This window comes from Novipirellula rosea, from assembly GCF_039541335.1.
Taxonomy (GTDB): Bacteria; Planctomycetota; Planctomycetia; order Pirellulales; family Pirellulaceae; genus Novipirellula; species Novipirellula rosea.
In genome coordinates this window covers 1-24,058 of sequence record NZ_BAABGA010000024.1, presented here as the reverse complement: position 1 = coordinate 24,058, position 24,058 = coordinate 1, and the positions used below count along the sequence as shown (strand labels likewise).

The following is a 24,058-nucleotide window of genomic DNA, read 5'->3' as shown; positions in this document are numbered from 1 at the left end:
CGGGGCAGCAAGTGACTTCGCAATAACCGCCGGCATGACAAACTCTGAATCCAATCCCCCTGACTCGACAAGCCGGCTTTGCAATCCATCGAGTGACTTCCAATCCGACGCGACTTGCTCTGACGGATTTAGCAGTGATGGATTGAACCCAAGCGACGCGTCGGCAAAAAGAAGCCGCTCACGCTCTCGACGAAATCGTCAGCGTCCCTCGGCCTCATCCGATTCGATCCCGGATGTCACGATCGGATCGAATCCCGCCCCTGATTCATGCGGCCATGCGAATTCAACCCGGCTAGCCAACGAGGGTCGTCACACGCCATCACGCTACGAGAGTCTCGGCGAGGTAGGGCGAGGCGGATGGGGCATCGTCGAAAAAGCGGTCGATCGCCAATTGGATCGCGAAGTTGCGGTCAAACGCTTTACTGACGCTGACGACGTGACCGAGCAGGAACGTCAACGATTTCTGCATGAAGCCAAGGTGACCAGCCAGTTGCAACATCCCGGGATCGTTCCGGTCCACGAGATGCGAGATCAGCGGGATGCGTTCTATGTGATGAAGCTGCTTGATGGCGTGACGTTTCACGAATTCATCCAACAGCATCAGCAGCAATACACCACCAAACGTCAGACGCGTTTCCAGTTCGGCGAATCACTCGAACCACTGCTGCAACGCTTCGTCGATGTCTGCAACGCCGTCGCCTACGCGCACAAACGTGGCGTGATCCATCGTGACCTAAAACCATCCAATGTGATGATCAGCGATTTCGGTGAAACGATCGTGTTGGATTGGGGATTGGCGCAGTCGGTGAACCGAAACGCCGTCCAGCAGCACAGCAGCGAAGGTCCCAATGTCTGCGAGACACATGCCGAAGTCTCATCGATGATCGAGCCGGACGGAACCATCGTGGGTACGCCCGCGTACATGTCTCCGGAACAGGCAGCCGGCGATATTTCAAAGATCGACCAGGCCTCGGACATCTATTCGCTCGGGGTGGTGCTCTACACTGTCATCGCAGGCCGTCATCCCTATCACGGCCAGCCGGTTGAAACGATTTTAGAACAAGTCCGAAACGCCTCGTTTACCGACCTGCGAACGATCCAGCCGCGGACGCCATCGCCGCTATTATCGATTGTCAACAAAGCGATGTCGGCCTCTGCTGAGGATCGCTATCGCAGCGCAGACCAATTGGCCAGCGACGTGCGGCGGTTCATTGCCGGCGATCCCGTCTCGGTGCATCGTGAAAGCCCGATCCAGCGAAGCATTCGCTGGAGCCGTCATCACCAAGGAATGGCTGCCTCGATCGCGATCAGCGTCGCGGTACTGCTAATCGCTTCGATCGCATTCGCCATTGTGATCAAACAATCGCATCGCGCCGAGCAACTCGCCCGCATCGAGGCACAGCGTGCGCATCGCGAAGCGACCCTCAGTCTGGCCGAGGCCCGTGATGCGACCGACACATGGTTGGTCGAACTGAGCGGATCGCTTCAATTCTACCCCGGCATGGCGACGCTGCGATCGGAGTTATTAGAGCGTGCGATTGACCAGTATGACCGCATCACCAAACAAAATCTCGCTGCTGCCGCTTCGGCTGATTCCGTAATCGACGCGTCCTCCGGTCGATTCCTGTCCGTTTTGACCGGCAACACCGACCGAATTGCATTGCTGGAACGGGCCAAGGCGTCGCTTCGATTGGGCGATCTCTATCGCTTGACCGGGAAACCCGAACAAGCGCAACAGCATTACCGTGCTGCCGAATCGCTGCTGCAATCGGCCCCGTCCGGCAACCTTGATTCCATCGTGACACCTGTCTCACTTGCGGCGGACACGACATCGTCCGCGATCGAAACTGGATCCATTGACCAATTGTTCCATCTCGAACGCATCCAATCGTTGATAGGGCAGTTGTTGATCAGCGATCAACCCACCGCCAATTTTCCTTCGCAGGACCGCATCACCTCGGCCCGATTATGGTTGTGGCAAATCATCCAACCACACTATCACGCCAAATCAAACGACTCACCTCCACCGCTTGACCCATTCTCTGCTCGCGCGGCATCGGCGTTTGTTCGTTTGGAGTTGGCGATGCGTTTCGCGATCCAGAACAATCCACCATCGGATTGGCAGTGGAATGAAGCGTCGTACCAGCAATCGCTAGAGGTCGCGCGATGGTTGACTCAACGGCGAGGCACCGTAGGAGATCGCCGGCTGTCCGAAAATATTCAAACCGATCACTGCCGAAGATTGACTCAGGCGGGACAACATCGACTTGCCGCAGAGTCTTGGTCGGTCTTGATCGACGACTTGAAGCAATGGCTAGCGGTCGATCCGGATCGGATCGACTATATGCAATCGCTCGCTCATGCACTGCTAGAACGCGGAAACAGTTTGGTTGCGATCGGACGTCACGCCGACGCGACCGCCGATTTCGAAGCTTCGATTCGGCGGCTTGAAACCGCTTGGCAGCTTACCGACGACGATGGTTTTTACCGTGTCAACTTGGCTACCGCCGAGAACAACTTGGGACAACTGTTGGCGAACGGAAACCCTCGAAATCCCGAACTGGCGACGCGGCTGCTGCGACAATCATTGCAGACGTACGAGGCGCTGCTGAGAGAAGAGGTGACGGCAGACCGATTACGCCGCTACGCCCAAACGCACCACGCCCTTGCGATGGTCACGCTGGAATACGAACAGAATGCAAACGTCATTGCAAACGAGTCGATCGAACACGCCCAGAAGGCGACGTCCGCGTTCGAGATCCTGAAGGACTACGAAAACTTGACGATCGACGACACCCTCAATTGGATGCGATCCGAAGTGCTGCTTGCCACGCACCATACAAACCAAGGCAACATGGATGCAGCGGCAAAACACTTGGATTCGGTACAACGCCAAGATTGCTGGGTCGCTGATCAAACGCTAACCGCCCCGCAAGATCAACGCCTCGGCCAACTGCGTGATGCAGTCGCCAACATCCAACAAGCGACGGTCGAAACCGGCGTGATCCCGCACGGAGCGATCAGCACGATCGATAACATCGTCCCAACCGACACCGAATCACGTTCGAGCGAGTGATTGAAATCGATCGAGCCACGTGTTTTGCCATCGCGTGACCCATGTTTGGAAAAGCAAACAAAACCTTGGCAAGTCGCGCCCTTTCATCCACTTGCCCAGTAATCTTGATTAAGAACGAACCATCATGACCCATTCCGCCTCGATTCATCACGATTCGATCGATGCCGCTGCATTGCCGGTAACCCCCAGCGACGGAAATGGCAACGAGGCGACGCTGCGACGACAACGGATTATCGATCCAAGCCCGTGCGAAACCGAATGTTGTTTAGTCCAGATCTATCCGCCCGATGTGATCGAGGGCATGCAACTACTCGAAGACGATCAGTTTTCGATTGGCCGATCGCCTGAAACTGATCTTCCGCTGTTTGACAGCAGCGTTTCACGTCAACACGCGATGTTGATTCGCAGTCAAGACGGGTACTTGGTTCGCGATCTCGGCAGTACCAACGGCACGTTTGTCAATGAAAAATTGATCGACTCGGGCTGTCCCTTGCGGAGCGGCGATACGATCCGAATCGGCAGTTTCCTGTTTCGATTTTTGTCCGCGGGATGCGTCGAGACGCAATATCACGAGACCGTCTACAGTGCGATGACGCGTGATGCGTTGACCGGAACAATGAACAAACGCTATTTGATGGAAGCATTGAACCGTGAAATCGCTCGCTCGACTCGCGCGCAAATGGAGATGTCGGTGGTGATGGTCGATATCGATCATTTCAAATCGATCAATGACACCTACGGCCATCTTGTCGGCGACGAGGTGCTGCGAACGTTTGGAAAACGCATCGGTGACATCTGTCGCAGCGACGATCTGCTGGCGCGTTACGGTGGCGAAGAATTTTGTCTGCTGTTGGCGGCCACCGGACACGACGATGCTCGCGAGATGTCCGAACGCTGCCGCCACGCAGTGGCCGATACTCCTTTTGACATCGCAGCGGGCCCGTTGCCGATCACTGCCAGTTTTGGATTCACGGTCTTGAATCCAGGTCAACCTAAAACCTCCAGTGCTCTGCTCGGTGCGGCAGACCAACAACTCTATGAAGCCAAACGCTCGGGCCGTAACCGCGTCTGCGGTTAGTGCGGTGATGGCCCCGATTTCCCCTCCGTCATCATTGGAAGTCTTTTTCGTCGCGGATCGTTTGCGTGTGGTTTGTAGAGGTCGACGCCTGAGACGCGAATGCCTTGCACCCGACGACAGGCTGGAAGCGTATCCCACACATCAATACGTGAGCTCGCCGCCGACGTAGAACGTGAATCCGGGGCGAAACACGCCAAGCCCCGAGCGATAATCGATATGGACGCGAATGCCTTGCACCCGACGACAGGCTGGAAGCGTATCTCACATCAATACGTGAGCTCGCCGCCGACGTAGAACGCGAATCCGGGGCGAAACACGCCAAGTCCCGAGCGATAATCGATATGGACGCGAATGCCTTGCACCCGACGACAGGCTGGAAGCCTATCCCACATTAATACGTGAGCTCGCCGCCGACGTAGAAGGCGAAACCGGGACGAAATACGCCTCGGCCAGACCGATAATCGATGTGCTCGCGGTAGAACTTGTTCGTTAGATTCTCAAAACCGCTGGTGACCAGCAGGTCGCCGAATCGTCGGTAGCTGCGAATGTCGTAAACCGTGAACCCGGGCGTCTCGATCTCTTGTAGCGTGCTCGCCACCCGGTCTTGGTTGTCGACGATGCGTGCAGCGAATTCCACGCCCCAGCGATCTTGGGCACTCGGATCATGAATCAGAAATCCGACACGGGCTTCCATCGGAGCGATGCCGGGAAGCGGTTCCGCATCCACGCTGCTGTTGCCACTGCGAACCGAATCACCGGTGTGACGTGACGGATCGAGACGAGTGTGATCACGGCCTTCGACATAGGTCAAGATACCAAACGTTGACACCATCGAAGTCATCGCAACTTGCCCGTAGGTCTCAAATCCACTCAGCGTCGCCAGATCGGTATTGACGAACGACGCTCCTTGTTGGAACCCATCGACCGTTCCTGCAGGATCGAACAAATCGTAAGTAATGTAATTCTGAATCCACGCATGGTGACCGTGCAGGCCGAACTGGACATCGTCAGAGACGTATTGGATTCCGAGGTCACATTGATACAAACGCTCGGATTCGAGTTCGGGATCCCCATCCAAGAACGTCAACCCTCGCTGCAGCGAACCGATGAAGGTGTATTCGGCATACATTTCGGTCAGCGTGGGCTGCCGCATGGCAAATCCCATCCCGGCGCTGCTATTCCATCCTGCCCCTAAATTTCGGTTGGCCGTCAGATAGGCTGACCCCAACAAGAATTCCTTGTCCAGCGTCGTTTCCTCGAGCACGCTGAGCGGTTCGGGTACCCCGGCCACGATATCACGTGAATCGGTAAACACGCCATCGATTCGCGTCCCCGCCGTCACGACGACGTCCTCGTTCCACTGGACAATGCGTTCGATATAGGCCCCCACGTCGATCGAATCACTGCGTGGGATTGGAAAGTTGTTGTCGTTGGGGTCGGGGTCGTAATAGTCGTATTCGTTCAGCTCCTGGTTCAAGTAGATCATGTCGGTCCCGACGGAGGTCTGGGAGCCACACGAGAAAAATGTCGACTCGAAACGGTAACCGGCCGACAGCGCATCGCCATCGGTTGTCGTGGAACCATCGGCGGCGCCGAGGAACGAGGGCTGGAATGCATCCACGAGCGAAGGGATCTGGCGTGCCTTGCCGGGCCGCCGCGTGTCACCTTCGAATCGTGTGCGGTTGTACCAGACTTCGCTGGTGAATTGATCCGCAAACGACGGGGCGTCGTTTGTATAGGTGATCTCGTAACCATCGGTGATCAAAAAATTCAAATCGGTCACCAATCCTGGAAACTCGAGATCGGTTTGATCCAATCGCAAGGCGTTAATTTCGACTTTCTCGTGATCGTTCAAATCGAAACCGTAAGCGACAAACAGGTCTCGCGATTTGTAGCTCGCGGGAATAAAGAATCCGTCTTGTCCCGTTTCGTAATCGTTGCCGGTTCGATGGCCATAACTGATATGGAAACCGTAGTCATCACTGCCGCCCCAGAAGGATTGACGGCCATAGAATTGTTCGCCGTTGGAGGTGTACGTACCGCTGGTCGAACCGTGTCCTTCATAACCATTGTCGTATCGTGGTGATTGCAGAAACTCGAGATCAACGAAGCGGAACCCCGGTCCATAACGACTGGCGTAGGGGCCTTTGATCAAAATTGAATCCTGGATCAATCGCGAATCGATCTTGCTCATCATCGTATCCAAGTCCATCCGAGCGGGTGCCCAGTACGAACCGGATGCAAGCACTTGTCCCACTCGCTGACCACGCACCCGCGTATCGCTGACGATGGGCGTACGATTTTGGATCGAAACCCCGTGGGCTCCTTTGGAACGTCGCAGCAAATCGCCAACATCCGCAGTGCGTCGTCCTAGTGCCTCTTCACGAAACACCGCGTCGGCTGCGGGGGATCGTGCAAGCGGTTCACGGTTGGCCGGCAATTCGTCAACCTGGCTGACATCGCCAAATAGATTAGCAACGCGTGAGTCCGCTGCGATCGCCTTGTCTTTGGTGTGCGATGCTTGGTCGTGCCGAGCATCGTCTTGTGCCGCGCTATCGTCACCGAGAAGTCCCGGAACCCGCAATCCGGGTGCTGGAATCACCGGTGCCTGCATTACGGGGGCCCGCATTACCGGCGCCTGTATTACGGGATCAGCCTGCTGCGAATACAGCGACGATGAATTCAGGACGAACAGGATCGCAACGCCAAATACAGCGATCGATCGCAGTGGGTTCTGAGTGTTGATTGTGCTTGGCTGCGGCATTGGTGCTCGCGACTCCCGTCCATGTTGCTGCCGTTCGGTCAAAGAACGTGTTGTTTTCGCTGCTGCGTTTCGCGACAGTTCGTCGTCGCGAAATTGGCATCCTTGGTTCGACAACCCGCTGCTGCGGACCGAAACACTTGGCACGTTTCGCGACTCAAACCACGACGTTGAAATGACGTCTAAGGAAAGGTGTCATTGCCGTCCTCGTTGTCCGAACCGGTGTTGTTCGACGCCGTTCCATTGTTGGTTCCGTCGTACCCGAATTCACCATTACCGACGGCGTCATTGTTGGAGAACGTTCCTGAAGCGGCGTTTTCATCAAAGTCGAAGCCGCTGCCGCTATTGTCGATCGCTTCGTTCGCGAGGAACTGTCCCGAGTTGACGATAAAGTCAAATCCGGCTCCGTCGTTTCCGGTCGCGATGTTCTCTTGGAACAAACCAAGGTTGTCGGCAAAATCAAATCCAACATCGCCGTTATCAAACGCCAAGTTTCCTTGGACGGTGCCGTCGTTGTCGGCAAAGTCGAAACCGAATCCGCCGTTATCGAAGGCCAGGTTGTCTTCGATGACGCCGTTGTTGCGAGCGAACGTATAGCCTTGCAACCCGTTGTCCGCCGACAAGTTGCCTGCGATTGAACCGCTGTTGTCCAGAAAATCGAAACCACTCAGCCCGTTTTCGTAGGACTCGTTTTCGTCAAAGTTTCCTGAGTTGTCGTCTGCAAAGAATCCGAAACCTTCGTTCCGTAGCGATCGGTTCAGCGATACCTCGCCATCGTTGTCGAACAAGTCGAATCCGTTTTCGGCATTCCCCAAAGCATTGTTCTGAACAAACAATCCTTCGTTCTGTTCGATGTCGAAACCGTGACCGCCATTCTCGGTGGCTCGGTTGTGAGCGATGATACTGTCGGCATCGAGAGCACCGAATCGGAATCCACTTTCGGCGGCGCCAGTCACGTTGTTGCTAAAGATCAGCACATCGACAAGGTCATCCAATCCGCCCGGCAGATCGCTGGAAATCCCATGCAGACCGCCAAAGATATTGAACCCCGAAATGACGCTGTTGTCCGCCGTCAAGATGACCGCTTGCGTGTCGTCGGTACCATACAAATTCACCGAGGAACCGAACGTGGCATGGATCCCGCTATCGGCACCCTTCACTTGCAACCCACCGCCAAGCAATTGTTGACCGTCTTGGACTTCGATCGGTTGAGACAAGTAAATATTGCCACGACCGCCATCAATGATCACCGAGTCGGTGGTGGCATTGGCGACCGCGTCAGGCAGATCCGGCGTGCTTGCATCAAGCACCGTGACCGACCCGATTTCAAAATCATAGATCGCGTGGACGGCAACTTCTTGCCCACCGGGCGTCGGCGTGGATTGCGTGACGACATCGACATCGCGAACGACCACATCTGTCATCCGTCGCTCGATCCGTGACATGCGGCGATGACGCCGGCGATCGGGCCCAAACGGCATTCGCACCCCCACCGTGGCCGAGGTCTGAGAATCACGCACGCCATCGTGCTGATATTGGACTCCCAGCGTCACGCGAGAATCCAGTGACAAAAAGGGCAAATCAAAGGATCGCAATTCCGCACGTACCCTCGGCCCCTGGATCGATTCGGCCGTGGGTGAATTCGTGTCGAAGTGATAAGCACCGACGAAGCCACGAAGCTCGCTGTCAAAATATTGCGGGAATCGCCACAGCAATAATCCGACCTCGGCGTCCGTCCCCGCGTAAGCACGTTCTTCGTTGTTTTGCACGACCAGGTTGCCGTTGGAAATGACCGCAGTCGCCCCGACCGCTTGCGTCGAACCACCCTCGGGCAAATACCCGTTCCAACGAAAATCCCAGATCTCTGTTAAGAACTCGGCACCTAACGTTGCTTGGTGGAACGTATTCTCATTCGCAGATCGTTTGACATCGTAGAAGCCGTAGACGCCGACGATGTAGTCGCTAGCGACCATATGCCGGTACACCAACCCAACATTGCCCTCGGCACCGCCACCGCTGAGAAATTGACCTCGAATGTCAGAAAAAAGCAGATTTTGACGGTCGGAAATCAGCGGAACAAACAGATCCGTGTGCAGCCGGCTCTGGTCATCGCCGCGACCCGTGAAGGCGGCATAGGCACGATACGGATCGCTTTGGATCTCCGGATCAAACGGACGCGTTTCCCGCAGCAGTGGTGCAGGCACTGCAAGATCAAGCGACTCGGCCGTAGACGACTGCGGATGAGGAGATTGGGCGTGCAGTGACGCCAGTACGCCCAGCAACGCGACCGCCTGCAGCGAGACTTGCAGTTTCCAGTTCTGCACCAGCTTTCCTCGAGTAGCTTCTAAACTTCAATTCGAGGCATCCCTAACCCCTACGATCGTTCTAACCTGTCCCCTTTTATCGGGCGATCACACGATGCAATCAAATAAATACGGGTAAAAAAACTCAATTCCAAACCCGCTACTCAACAAAACGAAACAAAAAAACACACGCATCTCGCAATGCGTGTGGTCTAAGCGGGGCACTCGCGATGGCCCAAGCAGCCATCGCGAGCCCCTCTTGTCTGACGCTGTGCTGCGGCACGTTCAGCGATCGACGGCAGGACCGAGGTCGAAGCGATCCAGCTTCATCACCTTATTCCAGGCCGCGACAAAGTCGTTGACAAATTTCGTTTGCGAATCGTCCGAGGCATAAACCTCTGCGATCGCCCGCAACTGCGAGTTTGATCCAAACACCAAATCAACAGAACTCGCCCTCCATTTGATGTCGCCGGTCTGGCGGTCATGCCCTTCGTAGAAGTGATCGCACACCGCCGACTTCTTCCAGACCGTGTTCATGTCCAGCAAGTTGACGAAAAAGTCATTCGATAACGTCTCGGACTGCCTCGTGAACACGCCAAGTTTCATGTTGTCAGCATTCGCATTCAACACCCGCAAACCACCGACCAACACAGCCATCTCTGGCGCGGTCAGCGTCAACAAGTTGGCTCGGTCAACCAGCAACTCTTCGGCCGGTCGATCCAATTTGTCGTGACCGAAATAGTTGCGAAATCCATCCGCAGTCGGCTGCAGGACTGCGAAGGCCGCGACGTCGGTTTGCTCTTGCGACGCGTCGGTGCGGCCTGGTGCAAAGGGAACTTCGACATCGTGTCCGCCATTTTTCGCCGCTTGCTCGACCCCCGCAGCTCCGGCTAGCACGATCAAATCGGCCATCGAAACCTGCTTGTCACCCGTTTGTGAACCGTTGAAATCCTGTTGAATTTTCTCGAGTTTCTGCAACACCTTCGCTAATTCCGCGGGCTGGTTGACGGGCCAATCCTTTTGCGGTGCTAAGCGAATACGTGCCCCGTTGGCTCCGCCTCGTTTATCGCTTCCGCGAAACGTCGACGCCGATGCCCATGCGGTCTCGACCAACTGCGAAATGGATAATCCAGAGGCAAGAATCTTGGACTTCAAATCGGCAACGTCTTGATCATCAATCAATTCATGATCGACCGCGGGAACCGGATCTTGCCACAATTGCGGCTCGGCAACCTCAGGCCCCAGCAAACGAGCGTGGGGCCCCATATCGCGATGCGTCAACTTGTACCATGCCTTGGCAAAGGCCTGTTCGAACTGATCCCGGTTTTCGTGGAATCGCTTCGAAATGGGACCATAGATCGGGTCCATCTTCAGCGCCAAGTCGGTCGTGAACATGATCGGAGCATGCGACTTTGACGGATCATGAGCATCCGGCACCGTCCCCTGAGCCGATTCTTCCTTCGGCGTCCACTGATGCGCCCCCGCTGGACTTTTCGTCAGCTCCCATTCGTAAGTAAACATATTCTCAAAGTACTCGTGCGACCATGCTGCCGGTGTCGATGTCCAAGCGCCTTCCAACCCGCTGGTGATGGTATCGCCCGCGTTGCCGGTGCCGTAGGAATTCTTCCAGCCGAGACCTTGCTCTTCGATACTGGCACCTTCGGGCGCCGCAGCGACGAACTTACTGGGGTCGGCCGCCCCGTGAGCTTTGCCAAGTGTGTGACCGCCCGCGATCAAGGCAACCGTCTCTTCATCATTCATTGCCATGCGGCCGAACGTTTCGCGAATGTCCTTGGCTGCGGCAAGCGGATCGGGTTTGCCGTTGGGCCCTTCGGGATTGACGTAGATCAACCCCATTTGAACGGCGGCGAGTGGATTTTCGAGTTCGCGATCACCACTGTATCGTTTGTCACCCAACCACTCGGTCTCGGGGCCCCAGTAAACATCTTGCTGCGGTTCCCAGACGTCTTCGCGTCCTCCCGCGAATCCGAATGTCTCAAACCCCATCGACTCGAGCGCACAGTTGCCTGCGAGCACCATCAGATCGGCCCACGAGATATTTTTGCCATACTTCTGTTTGATCGGCCACAGCAACCGGCGTGCTTTGTCGAGGTTACCGTTGTCCGGCCAACTGTTCAGCGGTGCAAAACGCTGCGTACCGTAGCCCGCACCCCCACGGCCGTCCGCAACACGATACGTCCCGGCACTGTGCCACGCCATGCGAATGAAGAATGGCCCATAATGCCCGTAATCGGCCGGCCACCAATCTTGCGATGTCGTCATCAAGTCGTTGATGTCCTTCTTGACCGCGTCCAAATCGAGTTCCCCGAACGCCTCGGCATAATTGAATTCCGAACCCATCGGATTGCTCTTGGTCGAGTTCTGATGCAGGATCTGCAGGTTCAACTGATTCGGCCACCAATCACCGTTTTGGCAGACTCCTGCCGCGGTGTGTCGCTGGCTGGCGTCCGGAACCGAGCCCATCACCGGGCATTTTGATGCGGCCGCATTCTTTGAAGCGGTATCTTTCGACCCCGCATCCTTTGACGCCGCCTCTTTCTCCGTATTCATTTCTCCTAAAGGGATTGCCGATTCCTTGACCTGAGCGAACCCAGGGGTGGCGATGCAGAGCACCGCGATACTCGTCAAAGTACGAGCGAAGCGAGTTTTGTGAGTCATGATCTGTCCTGACGTTGGGAATGGAGTTCGACCTACGCAATGGCAGACCGGCGAGCCGACGACATAGAATTATGACGGGCTGGCAAGTCACCACGTCCCCACTATCGGTGCAACAGCCGCATTCGTCCAATGCATCGACCGGATATCTGCCATGCATGAAACGCATGGCAGAGCAGAAAAAGCTTTATTCGCCGGCGTTGTATAACAGGATCAGATCGGGCTGATCTTTGGGGCCATTGCGAAGAAAATTGCCGACCACGACATCCAACTTCCCGTCTCCGTCGAAGTCGGCCGTTTCGAGTGCTAGGTGCTGATGTGATTTCGCCTCGAGCTTGGTTGGCTCGAATTCACCCTTCTCGGTTTGCACCAACAACACGATCGAAGACGAGTCCACTGCATCGACTTGTTTCTGACTCGCTCCAACCAATAGCGACGTGGCGATTACATCCATATCTCCATCGCCGTCAAAGTCACCCGCTTGGGCTGCCATTGCGCCAGGCATATTGCACAGATGGTGGTGTTTCCAGGGGTACACTCCTTCGTTCTCGAGCCACTGGACCGAATGATGCGGCTTGGCACCACGATCGAATGAATCGCCATTGGTGTACAACACATCCATATCGCCATCGCCATCGAGATCGACGACTTGAATGCCGCTTGAACCGTACGCTGGATTCGGAGCTGCCCACAGCAACTCGCTCTTAAAGTTTCCTTGGCCGTCGTTGATAAAGGCTTCCACGCGTTCATGCTCTTGTCCGAACAAGGCGATGAAATCGAGATGCCCATCATGGTTCAGATCGACCGGGGGAACATGAATCGGTCCGTGACGCTCGTCCACCGTTTCCACGGTAAACTGCGGCACTCCCGCTTCCATACGATTCTCGTTTCGCATCAAGAAAATTTTGCCTGTCACACGCCATCCAAACGCGGCGACCAGCAGGTCGATGTCACCATCGGAATCAAAGTCGCCGGGTCGAACATCGGCAAGCCGGCTGAGTCCGTCCAGCAACACGGTCTTTTTAAATTTCTCAATGCCGTTTTCGTTGGTTTCGCTTTCGTTTGTTTCCTTGCCCTCGGTGTTCGTGCTGCGATGCAACCACACGATTTGGCCAAGATCGCTCTCGTTGGCATTGAATTCGCCAATATCCGCAATCACCAGATCGGTTTTCCCATCCTGGTCCAGATCACATGGAGCCACGTGAACCGGTTGCAAAACGGTTCCGAGCCGAACTGTCGGACGGTCCGACTCGGATGGCCAATGCGCCTTGACCGCGCCGGTGCTGATATCGCAATAGACAATCGCGGGCGTCGATTTCATGCCAAGATCGATCCACTGAATGTTGGTAATGCCCGGCGGTCGGTTGTCGGGATAGTCGGCGGTGATCCGGTTAAAACGCACCGGCGACGGGGGATAGCCGGCAATGCCGTTCGTGAGAATGAGTTCCTCGGGCGCCTGGTACTGAAAGAATTTCAAAACCTCGTCACGGTCGGGAACCTCCAAGTCGGTTCGCCCCGAGATCTCGTAGAGCGCGAACCCTTGGTACACTTCGCCTACCCATTCCTCCACCGTCGAGCTTTCCGGAGGAGACATTGAGTGACAATCACCACAGAATTTGTCGACCTGCGGTCGCATGCGATTCACGAACGCCAGTTTTTCTGGTTCGGTGAGGGACATCTGATCCCCCGCTTCGGAAACCGAATTAGCGTGAGCCTGATCCACATGAGCCCGATCCACCTTTTTGACGCCAGCCTGCTTGGGGGGCGTTTCGACATCCGCCGCGTCTTTGCATCCGACACCTGTCACCAAGAAACCAAGCAAACCGAAGGCGGCAATGCGAAGAATTGAATACATGGATTGCAACAAAGATGACATGAATGGGGCGAATGAAGTTAATAGGAAGTTTAGCATGAACCGTAAAAATCAGCATCACCTGCGAATCGGCCTGCCGCTCCACAGCCGGCTTCCGCATTTTGAAGTTGCGTTATTTTCACAACCCGACGCGTAAGTTTTGAAGTTGCGAGTTTCAATGTTCTCTCAGCCAAAGGTCCAGCAATTCATTGGCTTTCTTGGCCCCAGCCCGTTGGGCTCGGCTAGGTAAACTTCCGGGGCTTTGCCGCTCAATACAAAAGCGCAACTTCAAAACTCACGCAGTTGGGGGTCAACATTGTGAGCCCCAGGGCGACTCGTTAGAATCAAACCGCTAAGCTTGGCTATCCAGTCGTCTCGGCTATCGAGTCGTCTTGTCGATCAACAGAACTTTGAAATAGGGTGGGACCGTCGCTTCCGGCGGTGGATTTGAGGCGTGTATGCTGTTGTCGATCATCTTTTGCCCCACGACTCGTTCCCGATTGGGGGCACAGACGGGTCCGCGGTGGCTTTTCTTGGCCATGGTTCTCGGTTGCTTGACCCTAGGCTGCAGCGATTCGAGCAACCGTTGGCCTGATCCCAAGACGGACGAGGCTCCGCTGCGGACCATGAAACGCGCGATCGACGCGGGTGATTGGCAGCGGGCTTACGAGTACACCGATGCCGTCCTGCTTCGTTATCCCGACGACATCGATGTGTTGATCGATCTTGCCAAAGTCGCGCATGTCAACGAACAGCCTTCGCGAGCAGCAGACATTCTGATCCAAGCATGTCGCGTCGAATCGTTCGAGCAAGAACCGCGGGTACACCAAGCGATGGTGGCGTTGATTTCCGCAGGACGACTGTTTGACGCGATGGAATTTTTAGCAGAAGCCATCCGCGCCCAACCCGATCACCATGAAATGCGGCGGACGCTGTTCGATTTGTATGTGGGGACCGAGAATCGTCGAGCGAGTTTGCCGCACGGGCGATTTCTGGTGCGTAAGCGGCAATTTGATCTCGAACTACTGAAGTCCTTGGGGAACACCGTCCGCCGTACGCTCGACCCAAAACCTTTGGAAGAGGTGGCGTCGAGAAACCCAAGTGATCGCCGTCCGATGATTGGACGAGCACGGATCCAATTCGACGAAGGCGATTTTGGCGGGGCCATCGATCTGCTGCGAGAAATCATCGAGGCTCATCCCACCTTTGTCCCCGCGCACGCGTTATTGGCGCGATCCCTGGCGTCGGCCGGGCGTTTCGATGATCTCAAACAATGGGCCGAGAAACCCGTTGTGGGAATCGAACGCGAATCAAACTACTGGCTCGCTCTTGGCGACTGGGCAAGAGCGAAGCAGCAACTCCCACAGGCTGCTCGAGCGTATTGGCAAGCAACCCAGGCCGATGCTGATGTGGCCGAGTCGTGGACCAAGCTGGGCGTTTCACTAAAACAGCTCGTGCAATCCGGCAGTGAATTTCCTAAACAAGCGATCGAATCGGTCGAGCGCCGATCCACGCTGCTGAGCAAGTTCAATCAACAGAAGAGTCGTTTTGAGCGGACCGGTGAAATCTCACGCGAAATTGCCACCGAGATTGCCGTGACGCTGCGGGATCTGGGGCGATTATGGGAGGCCGAGGCGTGGGCGGCCACTGCGACGACGTTGCCGGCCGACGATGCGGTGCAGGTCGAAAAAACGCGAAATCAGATCATATCGCTGTTGCGAAAAGACACGCCTTGGCAAACCACGCAGCAACATCCCGAGTTTGCAATCGACTTGTCCTACCTGCCCTTGCCTGGGATTGCCGCGTCCTCCGCAACCGGCGATGCCGCCATCCTCGATTCACAGCAGAGGGTAGCGTCCCCCGACGCTGCGGATGCGACGACGCCCAAACTGCATTTGGTGAATGAAGCCTCGCTTCGCAACCTGAATTTTCTCGGCGCCACCGCCGACGACCTGGACCAACCCGGCATCATGCTGCATGAAACGCTTGGCTGCGGTGGCGGGACACTCGACTTTGACCTCGACGGATGGAGTGACTTGTATTTGGCGGCGGCCGGTGGAAGACCGCCAAAGCGCGACTCGGATCCCAACGCATTGTTTCGCAATCTAGACGGCACGTTCGCCGAAGTCACGATTGCTTCGGAAACGGGCGACACCGGCTTTGGCCAAGGGGTTGCCGTGGGCGACGTCAACGAAGACGGCTTTCCCGATCTGCTGGTACTTAATTACGGCCCCAACTCGCTGTTGATCAACAACGGTGACGGGACTTTTTCAAACGCGACCGAACGATTGCCCGATGAAGCGAGTTCGCAGTCGTGGTCCACCAGCGCCGCGATCGCGGATTTGGACAACGACGGTATTTCTGACCTCGTGATCCTCCATTACTGCGCCGGACTTGAACCCTCAACCCAAGCCTGTGGGAACGAGAACGAAGAAACTCCTCGCTCGTGTTCGCCGATGAAGTTTCCCGCCGACCGAGACCGCTTTTACCGAGGCGTTGGCGATGGTTCCTTTATCGACGCCACTGACCTATGGGCCGCAGAACCGTCGGTTCGGGGCCGCGGACTCGGAGTTGTTGTGGGGGCGTTTGACGACGTTGCCGGCTGTGACATTCTGGTTGCAAACGACATGACTCACAACCATTACTGGCGTGGGAGTGGTGAAGCCACAAAATTCAAACTTTCCGAGTCGGCGATCGCACTCGGTTTAGCGGGCGATGATCGCTCGACCGCTCAAGGTTCGATGGGGATTGCCGCCAGCGACTTGGACCGCGATGGCGACATCGATTTCTACGTGACCAATTTTGATCGTGAATACAACACGCTGTACGAGCAAGTGAGTCCGGGCCAGTGGCAAGACCGCACGGCGCTCCACGACCTGATTCAACCCACGCTTCCTTTGGTTGGTTTTGGAACTGCCGCGATCGATTTGGACCACGACGCCCAGATGGAACTGATTCTCACCAACGGTCACGTGGACATGTTCTCGCGTGAAGGGAAAAAGTCGGTCTACGCGCATCCGATGCAGATATTCCAACGGGGAAACGACAATCGCTTCGCATCAATGGAGAATGCCTTTGCCAGCGAATATTTGGCAACCCCGCATGTGGGCCGCGCATTATGGACACTCGATGCAAACCGCGACCATCAAACCGACATCGCGGTGACGCACCAAGCCGAACCGGTTGCGTTATTGATCAATCGGAACAGAGCACCGGACAACAAAACACCGGGAAACTGGATCGAGCTTGAATTGACGGGCGCTGTCAGTGCTCGCGACGCTATCGGATCCAAGATTTTGATTCAGTGTGATGGCAAAAACTGGACGACTGCTTTGACCTCTGGCGATGGCTATCTGTGTAGCAACGAGCGTCGGTTGCGAATCGGTCTCGGCGACACCGATGGCGATTGCGAGATCACCGTGACCTGGCCCAACCAAACTCAACAGACTTGGTCGTCCTTGGGACGGGGACAATGCTGGTTGCTGGTCCAGGATGCCGCCGAGGCTTTCAAAAAGTCTTGAGACGGTCAAGACCACTAGGTGACGCGATGGCTTGTCGCGGAAGTCATGCGGGCCCCTTCGTGAATCGCTGAACCTGCGGGAACTCTCACACAAGCTTTTCTACGTCCGACATTCTCTTCTCTACGTCCATTACTGCTCCCGCCGTCCTGAACGGCCCATCACCATCAGCCCCGCCAGAAAACATCGCACGCGGCGCGCGTTAACGCATACCACTTCACCCGAGACCCGCCTTTGGCGTTGCCGCCACCCCCGACTGCGGGGCAAAAAGCAAGTGATTGCTAATTGCAACCCCAACAGAGGTACTCTATAGAGGAAAATCCACCGCCTTTCCGCAGGGGACATGGTGCACCGACGTGCCGCTATGTTACACTCGATTGAGTACACAACGGGTGAACGGGCGTATCGTCAAAATAGGGCAACGGATTTCGTTGCACCGATTCGCCCGAGAACCGAAGTTTTCAATAGTTTTCATGGAGATTGTTAATGAAGCGTGATCGACTTTCCCAGGGTTTTACCCTGGTGGAATTATTGGTGGTTATTGCCATCATCGGCGTACTGGTTGGACTGCTGCTACCCGCCGTGCAAGCGGCTCGCGAAGCGGCACGGCGAATGAGTTGCAGCAACAACGTCAAGCAATTGGGATTGGGGCTGCACAACTATCACAGTGCCTACAACCAGATGCCGATTCACGGTGTCGGCACCGATGACGGCAACGACAACAACCAAAACTGGTGGACGGAGTACAATACGCACAACCACTGGCGTCTGAGTGCGTTGGTGGGGATGACCCCGTTTGTCGAGCAACAGGCATTGTGGGAGAAGATCAGCAACCCAAGTTCCGAACGCACCGACAAAAACAATGGCGCCGCGATTGGAACGACGACAAACCCTTGGCCCGCGATGGGCCCCACTCCTCAAGATATTCAGTACACCCCTTGGGCCACTGAGCTCCCCACACTTCGCTGCCCAAGCGATCCTGGCACAGGCCTTCCTGCGCTCGGACGGACGAACTATGCCTCGTGCATGGGAGATTCCCACTGGCGTGCCCAGCACGGCGATTTTGATCCCGACGTTGGTCCCACCGACAGTGGATGGGCGCAAGAATCACGTGCGGCCAATCGTGGCATGTTTGTTCGTCACAAATCGATGAAGTTTCGCGACGTCCTCGATGGACTTTCCAACACCATCGCGATGATGGAGATTGCGACTGATCTAGGCGACAGAGATGCGAGAACGTTTGCAAAAAAACATGCTAATGGCCAATCTGCGCAAACAGCCATTCGTGATAACCCAAGCATCTGCATCGAAGCGGGCATGATCGATCCAGAGCGTCCTCAGTTTTGGCTTCCAGGTGCCCCGACGGAATTTGAATCGATCAGCAAAGGCCGCGGCTATCGCTGGGCTGATTCCCAGAACATGCACACGATGTCCTTTACCATCTTGCCGCCCAACAGTCCCGTGTGCATTCCGCACGATTCCAATGGTCCCTCGCTGACGACTGGGTCAAGTCGTCACCAAGGCGGGATCCACGTGCTGATGGGCGATGGAGCCGTCAAGTTTGTGACCGATTCGATCGAAGCGGGCAACCAACGGAACCCCGTGGTGCACAATGGCGGGACCGTTGCTAACAAAAACGTCGCTGGTGCGCAGAGTCCCTTTGGATTGTGGGGAGCGCTTGGAACGCGTGCTTCGAAAGAGACCATCAACGCGGAATTCTAAGCTTGCGACGAACTCACTTCGACGCAATCTGAATCGACGAAAAACCCCGGGCTCTCATCAGCTCGGGGTTTTTCTGTTTGCAAGGTCCGCGCGTGCAAGGTCCGCACGTTCTACCGCTTGGGCGATTTCATTCCTGAAGGCTCTCATTCATCGCCGCACAATCAGCCGCGATGGCAGCGATAGAACAGTTCGTGCGTCGCGATCTTAGCAATGATCCGGTGGTTTGAACGTCACGAACACCACCGGAAAACCTAAACCCATTTCCAAATTGACCGTGACGAGGTCACGGGCAAACGGGTTTGGCAATGCCTTCATGCGGCAATCCGCATTATCAACGAGCTCTTACTCAACGCCTCGACGATGCGAGGCTTTCTCTTTGGCGAAACCCCAAAAGCGGCAATCTTCCCCGGCACGCAATTCTTGCCTGTGCCCGTTTGCACACCGTTTCCGTGCCTGCCCCTCTCAGCACACTTCCGTGTCCCGCCACTCCTCACGTTTTCTAATTAACGAAACTAGAGACGTAGACCGCTTCGCAAACCGGCATTTACTGCCTGCCCCCTTGCCAACCCTCCCCCAGGGTTATGGCTTTCTCATCCGCCGCTAACATACAATTAGTGGCTGGTCCTATTCCCGACGATAGTCTCGTCACCACCGCGGCGGCAGATGCTCAGCCATCTCCGTGGCGGGATTCCCTTTTCTTTTTTCATTGGAGTTTATCAATGAAACGTCACGAACTTTCAAAAGGTTTCACCTTGGTGGAACTGCTGGTGGTGATCGCCATCATCGGCGTGCTGGTAGGATTGCTATTACCGGCGGTGCAGGCGGCGCGCGAGGCGGCCCGCCGAATGAGTTGCAGCAACAATGTCAAGCAACTTGGCTTGGGGCTTCACAACTATCACAGTGCGTACGGTCAGATGCCTGTTCATGGAACCGGTACCGACGACGGTAGCGACACGGGGCAAAATTGGTGGACTTCGTACAACACAAACAACCACTGGCGTCTGAGTTCATTGGTGGGCATGACCCCATTTGTTGAGCAGCAAGCGTTGTGGGAAAAGATCACCAACCCGAGTACCGAGCGAACCGACGGCGCGGTTCAGTCGCCTCCTTGGCCTGCGATGGGTCCGACCCCAGACAACATCCAGTACACTCCATGGGCGACCGAGCTCCCTACACTTCGCTGCCCAAGCGATCCGGGGACCGGCCTTCCTGCGCTCGGACGGACGAACTATGCCTCGTGCATGGGCGATTCGCATTGGCGTGCTCAGCACGGCGATTTTGATCCTGACAACGGGCCTACCAACAGTACCTACGCGGAGGAATCACGTGCAGCCAATCGCGGCATGTTTGTTCGTCACAAATCGATGAAGTTTCGCGACGTTCTTGATGGTCTCTCCAATACCATCGCGATGATGGAGATTGCCACTGACTTGGGCGACAACGATGCCCGCACGATTGGCAAACGTCACCCCAATGGTCAACCGGGGCAAAATGATATTCGCGACAACCCCAGCACGTGTCTTGACTCGAGCATGCTCGATCCCCAACGTCCTCAGTTCTGGATCTCGGGCAACACCGAAGGAGTCACCAAAGGACGCGGCTATCGCTGGGCTGATGATCAAAACATGCATTCGATGGCATTCACCATCTTGCCACCGAACAGTCCTGTATGTATTCCCCATGATTCCAACGGGCCATCGATTACGACTGGATCGAGTCGTCACCAAGGCGGTATTCATGTGTTGATGGGTGATGGCGCGGTCAAATTCATCACCGATTCGATTGAAGCCGGCAATCAGCGAAACCCCGTGGTCTACATCAGCGGTAACGCTGCCAACAACAACGCTCCTGGGGCGAAGAGTCCCTACGGTTTGTGGGGCTCATTGGGAACACGCGCATCGAAAGAGACCATCAACTCGGAATTCTAAACTTGAATCGAGTTCGGCACGACGTTTGATGACGCAACAAAAAACCCCAGGCATGAATTTGCCTGGGGTTTCTCTTCTTTAAATCGTGCTCTCTGGCCTGATTGGCTCTTTGCCTTATTTTTGGCTCTCGTTCATCGAGGCACTTTCGGCGGCGACGGCAGCTTCGTATTCAGCGATCGCCGCAGCATCTGCATCTTCGGCGACATTAGAAGGCCCCGAATCACCGCACCCTGGCAGCACGCAGAACGAGAACAAGGCGATACATAGTGTTACAGCAAGTCGACTCATGGGATTTCCTCGGGTAGGAATAGGTGATTGGAATCAGTGCAAGCTTCCAGTATACCGTGATCCACGGCGGTGGCGAGTGTACGCAGCGAGTGCACAGGATCCGGAATCGCGCCCCACAGCAACCGTCCTTGGCAGTCTGATTACGAGGATCTTCGCCGCGCCCGATTCCGGTGCAACCGAAAATTACTGCGGGGTGTCTTGCAGCTGCCTCTTTAGACTCTCTTGACTCCAGTAATCGCCACCCCCGACCAGTTTGTCATCCTTGAACCGGTGCCAAGTGATTCCGCGAATCACAATCGGGCGTCCGGTTGCCTTGATGCCCAATCCATCACCTTGGTGAGTCCCGGTGGCTTTCCAGCGGATCACCACGCTGTCGTCTTCGGTGACCGTGCCTTCCACGTCCACATGCAAATCGGGAAACGCATCAAGCATCGGTGCATGCACTTGTTTCTTAAACTCATCGGGGCCGCGGAGCACGCCATCTTCGGTTTCCGCGATGCTATCTGCGGTCAAGAATTCATCGATGGTTTCGGTCCGCCGTTGATTCCAAACCTCTTCGAACCAGCGTAACGATCGTGCCGTGTATTCGTTGTTCACGTGCTTGCTCCTTTTGGAAATCCAATCGATAGATCGAGAAAGGCAAGTGGCGTCTCGCAGTCGTTCACCACAACGACGCCCACGTCGGTGAATCTATCGCTGCCGCGATCCGTTTGCAACTATTTATCTGTAGGGGGCGCGTTCATCATCATCGAACCATCGCCAATCGGACGCCGCGATATCGAAATCCAAATTGACATTCCCGCTAAACTCGTCGAACTCGCCTTCGTCCCGGTTCAACAGAGTTCGTTCGAGCTGATCTTCTCGCTGCAGCTGCTGAGCGATTTTACGGATTTTGGGGTCGGCGTGCTGCAGAAACCGATTGAACTGTTTACGACGCTTTTTAGGAATAATGCCGTCCCAGGTGACACAGCGGTAAAGGTTACTCCGTTCGCTGCGAAAGTCGCGTTCTTCTTGCGGTAACCGCTGACAGCTCTTGCAAAGATGCAGCCGATGCCCCTTCCCTCCAAACCGTTCGTTAGGCAGGAAGTGATCGCAGCACCAACAGTAGTGCCCGTTTCGCTTTTTACGTTGTTTCGATTTCCGTTTCTTTGCCATCCGAAGCGTTTCAGTGACGGATTAGAGTTCGGGCGGGTTCATTTCTGCATTTCTTTATACGCGCCCGATAGCCGTGTTGTCGTTGGCAATTACAATTCCAAGCGGAGCGTCGCCAAGCAAATGGCAGATCCAGGACGCCGGGGCCTGCAAAACGTTGGTTTTGCAGAGCAAACCTGTACCTCGGATCGCCCTCCGTCGTGATGGTCCGAATGAAAAACGCGGTGCGTCCCTACCGGGTCAAGGGCCCGCGATGGCAATGAGACAGGTACTTAGACGAGCACTACTTAGACGAGCACTGAGATTGATGGTCAAGTCATTGTTACGGTTTGCGGTTGGGGTGGTGATAGCCACGGGGTTTGCGGTGGCAAACGAACCGGTTTTGGCTCAGCGTTTCTCTCCCACCTTGCTTGCCCAAATGGCGGTGGAGGCAGGCAAGGCCAACCAGAATCGGCCCTATCCACGACTCGCGGCCGAGTTCGAATCTCAACGTGCTCTGGTACTTAGCGTAAGCGATTGGCAATCGCATCATGCCGCGACGCTACAACAGATTGTCGAGAAGACATCGGGGCACACCAACGTGTTGGTCCTGTGCAACAATCCAGAACAACTCGTCAACGCGGTTGATTGGATCCAAGGCGGAGGTGTCCCCACCGATCACGTTTACTTTTGCGAAATCGACCTGGACACGATTTGGATGCGTGACTTTGGTCCATTGTTGGCCGAAGGCGAACAGGGTACTGAAGCGATCGATTTTTATTACGAGGGCTCTCGTCCCAAAGACGATGCATTGCCGGTCGTGTGGGCCGAACGCACTGGATCAAGATTGGTTTCGGTGCCTTGGACGATCCAAGGTGGTAATCTGCTCAGCAATGGCCGCCGCATCGCATTAACGACGCATCGCATTTTCGAAGACAATCGGATTCATTTTCCGAAACCATGGCCCGGACTCGATCCCGAAGTGGAACGCCGTAAAATGGTGATCGACGAATTCACCAAGCACTGTAACCTCACCGAGTTGGTCGTGCTAGAACCTCTGCAACACGAGGCGACCGGACATGTCGACATGTTCGCCACCTTCCTAGCAGCGGATCAAGTCGTGGTCGCTGGAGTCGACCCGCGATTGGATCCGATCAACGCCGCGATCCTGGAACGCAACGCCACCCGACTACAGCGTGTGCGAGTCGATGGAAAACCGATGCAAGTGATTCGCGTCGATATCCCGCCGCGAAACGGAACGGCGTGGAGTGCGTACACGAACGTGATTCTCGCAAACAACTTGGTGCTGATTCCGACGTTCGACAGCGATCCGGCAGAGATGGTCGCGGCCGCACGAGCAACCTACGCCCGATTGCTGCCCAACCACGCCGTCAAAACGGTCGACATGAGCAGTTTGAAAGAATTGCAGGGCGAACTGCACTGTTTGTCGATGAACCTACCCGCGTTCGCTCCGATCCCCGACAACGTCATCGATTTTGCCAAAGCGGATGACTATCGGCGACGCGTCCGCGGGTTACAGCAGAATTAAAGATCGGACACGCCTTTCGAAGCTGCTCGTTTGTATTTAGGGGCAAAGCCCCGGACGTTTACCTAGCCCAGCCCAACGGGCTGGGACCAAGAAAACCAATGAATTTTAGGGCCAACGGCTGGACTGATGAAAAAGGTGCTGTTTTGGAGACCTGGGCAAAGTTGGAATTGAAAAAC

Annotated in this window: 15 protein-coding genes; 7 read left to right on the top strand and 8 right to left on the bottom strand. The window is 55.6% G+C overall.

What is annotated here, in order from left to right; all coding sequences use genetic code 11:
* Positions 1 to 34 precede the first annotated feature (34 nt).
* Both ABD971_RS09220 and ABD971_RS09215 read left to right on the top strand, forming a co-directional pair.
* Positions 35 to 3,076, top strand: a complete 3,042-nt coding sequence (locus tag ABD971_RS09220) for a protein kinase domain-containing protein (protein ID WP_345321397.1) — start codon at positions 35 to 37, stop codon at positions 3,074 to 3,076.
* A 124-nt stretch (positions 3,077 to 3,200) separates the two neighbouring features.
* A complete protein-coding gene (locus ABD971_RS09215) occupies positions 3,201 to 4,154 on the top strand; it encodes a diguanylate cyclase (RefSeq protein WP_345321395.1) in 954 nt (317 codons plus the stop codon).
* Positions 4,155 to 4,545: 391 nt separating this feature from the next.
* Here ABD971_RS09215 and ABD971_RS09210 read toward each other — a convergent pair whose 3' ends face one another.
* The 4 genes from ABD971_RS09210 to ABD971_RS09195 all read right to left on the bottom strand — a co-directional run bounded on the left by ABD971_RS09210 (position 4,546) and on the right by ABD971_RS09195 (position 13,488).
* Complete coding sequence (locus ABD971_RS09210) at positions 4,546 to 7,062, bottom strand: TonB-dependent receptor (protein ID WP_345321393.1); 2,517 nt, start codon at positions 7,060 to 7,062, stop codon at positions 4,546 to 4,548.
* 35 nt (positions 7,063 to 7,097) lie between these two features.
* The gene (locus tag ABD971_RS09205; RefSeq protein WP_345321391.1) at positions 7,098 to 9,239 is read right to left on the bottom strand and encodes a right-handed parallel beta-helix repeat-containing protein; all 2,142 of its coding nucleotides are present in this window, start codon (positions 9,237 to 9,239) and stop codon (positions 7,098 to 7,100) included.
* Positions 9,240 to 9,503: 264 nt separating this feature from the next.
* Positions 9,504 to 11,897 carry a catalase/peroxidase HPI gene (katG, locus tag ABD971_RS09200; RefSeq protein ID WP_345321389.1) on the bottom strand — a complete coding sequence of 798 codons (2,394 nt, stop codon included), beginning with the start codon at positions 11,895 to 11,897 and terminating at the stop codon, positions 9,504 to 9,506.
* A 184-nt stretch (positions 11,898 to 12,081) separates the two neighbouring features.
* Positions 12,082 to 13,488 (bottom strand): FG-GAP repeat domain-containing protein, encoded by a 1,407-nt coding sequence (locus ABD971_RS09195; RefSeq protein WP_345321387.1) that lies wholly within the window; start codon positions 13,486 to 13,488, stop codon positions 12,082 to 12,084.
* Between the two features lie 3 nt (positions 13,489 to 13,491).
* Here ABD971_RS09195 and ABD971_RS09190 point away from each other — a divergent pair, with 3 nt between their 5' ends.
* Entirely contained in the window at positions 13,492 to 13,743 is a 252-nt protein-coding gene (locus tag ABD971_RS09190; RefSeq protein WP_345321386.1) for a hypothetical protein, read from the top strand.
* A gap of 382 nt (positions 13,744 to 14,125) precedes the next feature.
* Here ABD971_RS09190 and ABD971_RS09185 read toward each other — a convergent pair whose 3' ends face one another.
* Entirely contained in the window at positions 14,126 to 14,287 is a 162-nt protein-coding gene (locus ABD971_RS09185) for a hypothetical protein (protein WP_345321384.1), read from the bottom strand.
* Between the two features lie 85 nt (positions 14,288 to 14,372).
* Here ABD971_RS09185 and ABD971_RS09180 point away from each other — a divergent pair, with 85 nt between their 5' ends.
* The 3 genes from ABD971_RS09180 to ABD971_RS09170 all read left to right on the top strand — a co-directional run bounded on the left by ABD971_RS09180 (position 14,373) and on the right by ABD971_RS09170 (position 20,914).
* Entirely contained in the window at positions 14,373 to 17,267 is a 2,895-nt protein-coding gene (locus tag ABD971_RS09180) for an FG-GAP-like repeat-containing protein (protein WP_345321382.1), read from the top strand.
* Between the two features lie 483 nt (positions 17,268 to 17,750).
* Positions 17,751 to 18,986, top strand: a complete 1,236-nt coding sequence (locus tag ABD971_RS09175) for a DUF1559 family PulG-like putative transporter (protein ID WP_345321380.1) — start codon at positions 17,751 to 17,753, stop codon at positions 18,984 to 18,986.
* A 719-nt stretch (positions 18,987 to 19,705) separates the two neighbouring features.
* The gene (locus ABD971_RS09170; protein WP_339942374.1) at positions 19,706 to 20,914 is read left to right on the top strand and encodes a DUF1559 family PulG-like putative transporter; all 1,209 of its coding nucleotides are present in this window, start codon (positions 19,706 to 19,708) and stop codon (positions 20,912 to 20,914) included.
* A gap of 114 nt (positions 20,915 to 21,028) precedes the next feature.
* Here the strand turns inward: ABD971_RS09170 and ABD971_RS09165 are convergent, their stop codons facing one another.
* The 3 genes from ABD971_RS09165 to ABD971_RS09155 form a co-directional block, all read right to left on the bottom strand.
* Positions 21,029 to 21,202, bottom strand: a complete 174-nt coding sequence (locus tag ABD971_RS09165; RefSeq protein ID WP_339942373.1) for a hypothetical protein — start codon at positions 21,200 to 21,202, stop codon at positions 21,029 to 21,031.
* 183 nt (positions 21,203 to 21,385) lie between these two features.
* Complete coding sequence (locus tag ABD971_RS09160; RefSeq protein ID WP_339942372.1) at positions 21,386 to 21,799, bottom strand: ester cyclase; 414 nt, start codon at positions 21,797 to 21,799, stop codon at positions 21,386 to 21,388.
* Between the two features lie 123 nt (positions 21,800 to 21,922).
* Positions 21,923 to 22,357 (bottom strand): hypothetical protein, encoded by a 435-nt coding sequence (locus tag ABD971_RS09155; protein ID WP_339942371.1) that lies wholly within the window; start codon positions 22,355 to 22,357, stop codon positions 21,923 to 21,925.
* A gap of 304 nt (positions 22,358 to 22,661) precedes the next feature.
* On the opposite strand from ABD971_RS09155, the gene ABD971_RS09150 reads away from it, so the two are divergent.
* Complete coding sequence (locus ABD971_RS09150) at positions 22,662 to 23,882, top strand: agmatine deiminase family protein (protein ID WP_345321375.1); 1,221 nt, start codon at positions 22,662 to 22,664, stop codon at positions 23,880 to 23,882.
* The last annotated feature ends 176 nt before the right edge of the window (positions 23,883 to 24,058 follow it).

What these genes read in the sequence shown, in the direction of transcription:
- ABD971_RS09155 (WP_339942371.1), bottom strand. Translation starts at nt 22,357, where the DNA reads ATGGCAAAGAAACGGAAATCGAAACAACGTAAAAAGCGAAACGGGCAC.
- katG (WP_345321389.1), bottom strand. Translation starts at nt 11,897, where the DNA reads ATGACTCACAAAACTCGCTTCGCTCGTACTTTGACGAGTATCGCGGTG.
- ABD971_RS09165 (WP_339942373.1), bottom strand. Translation starts at nt 21,202, where the DNA reads ATGAGTCGACTTGCTGTAACACTATGTATCGCCTTGTTCTCGTTCTGC.
- ABD971_RS09215 (WP_345321395.1), top strand. Translation starts at nt 3,201, where the DNA reads ATGACCCATTCCGCCTCGATTCATCACGATTCGATCGATGCCGCTGCA.
- ABD971_RS09175 (WP_345321380.1), top strand. Translation starts at nt 17,751, where the DNA reads ATGAAGCGTGATCGACTTTCCCAGGGTTTTACCCTGGTGGAATTATTG.
- ABD971_RS09185 (WP_345321384.1), bottom strand. Translation starts at nt 14,287, where the DNA reads ATGGCCAAGAAAAGCCACCGCGGACCCGTCTGTGCCCCCAATCGGGAA.
- ABD971_RS09180 (WP_345321382.1), top strand. Translation starts at nt 14,373, where the DNA reads ATGAAACGCGCGATCGACGCGGGTGATTGGCAGCGGGCTTACGAGTAC.
- ABD971_RS09170 (WP_339942374.1), top strand. Translation starts at nt 19,706, where the DNA reads ATGAAACGTCACGAACTTTCAAAAGGTTTCACCTTGGTGGAACTGCTG.
- ABD971_RS09195 (WP_345321387.1), bottom strand. Translation starts at nt 13,488, where the DNA reads ATGTCTCCTCCGGAAAGCTCGACGGTGGAGGAATGGGTAGGCGAAGTG.
- ABD971_RS09150 (WP_345321375.1), top strand. Translation starts at nt 22,662, where the DNA reads ATGGTCAAGTCATTGTTACGGTTTGCGGTTGGGGTGGTGATAGCCACG.
- ABD971_RS09220 (WP_345321397.1), top strand. Translation starts at nt 35, where the DNA reads ATGACAAACTCTGAATCCAATCCCCCTGACTCGACAAGCCGGCTTTGC.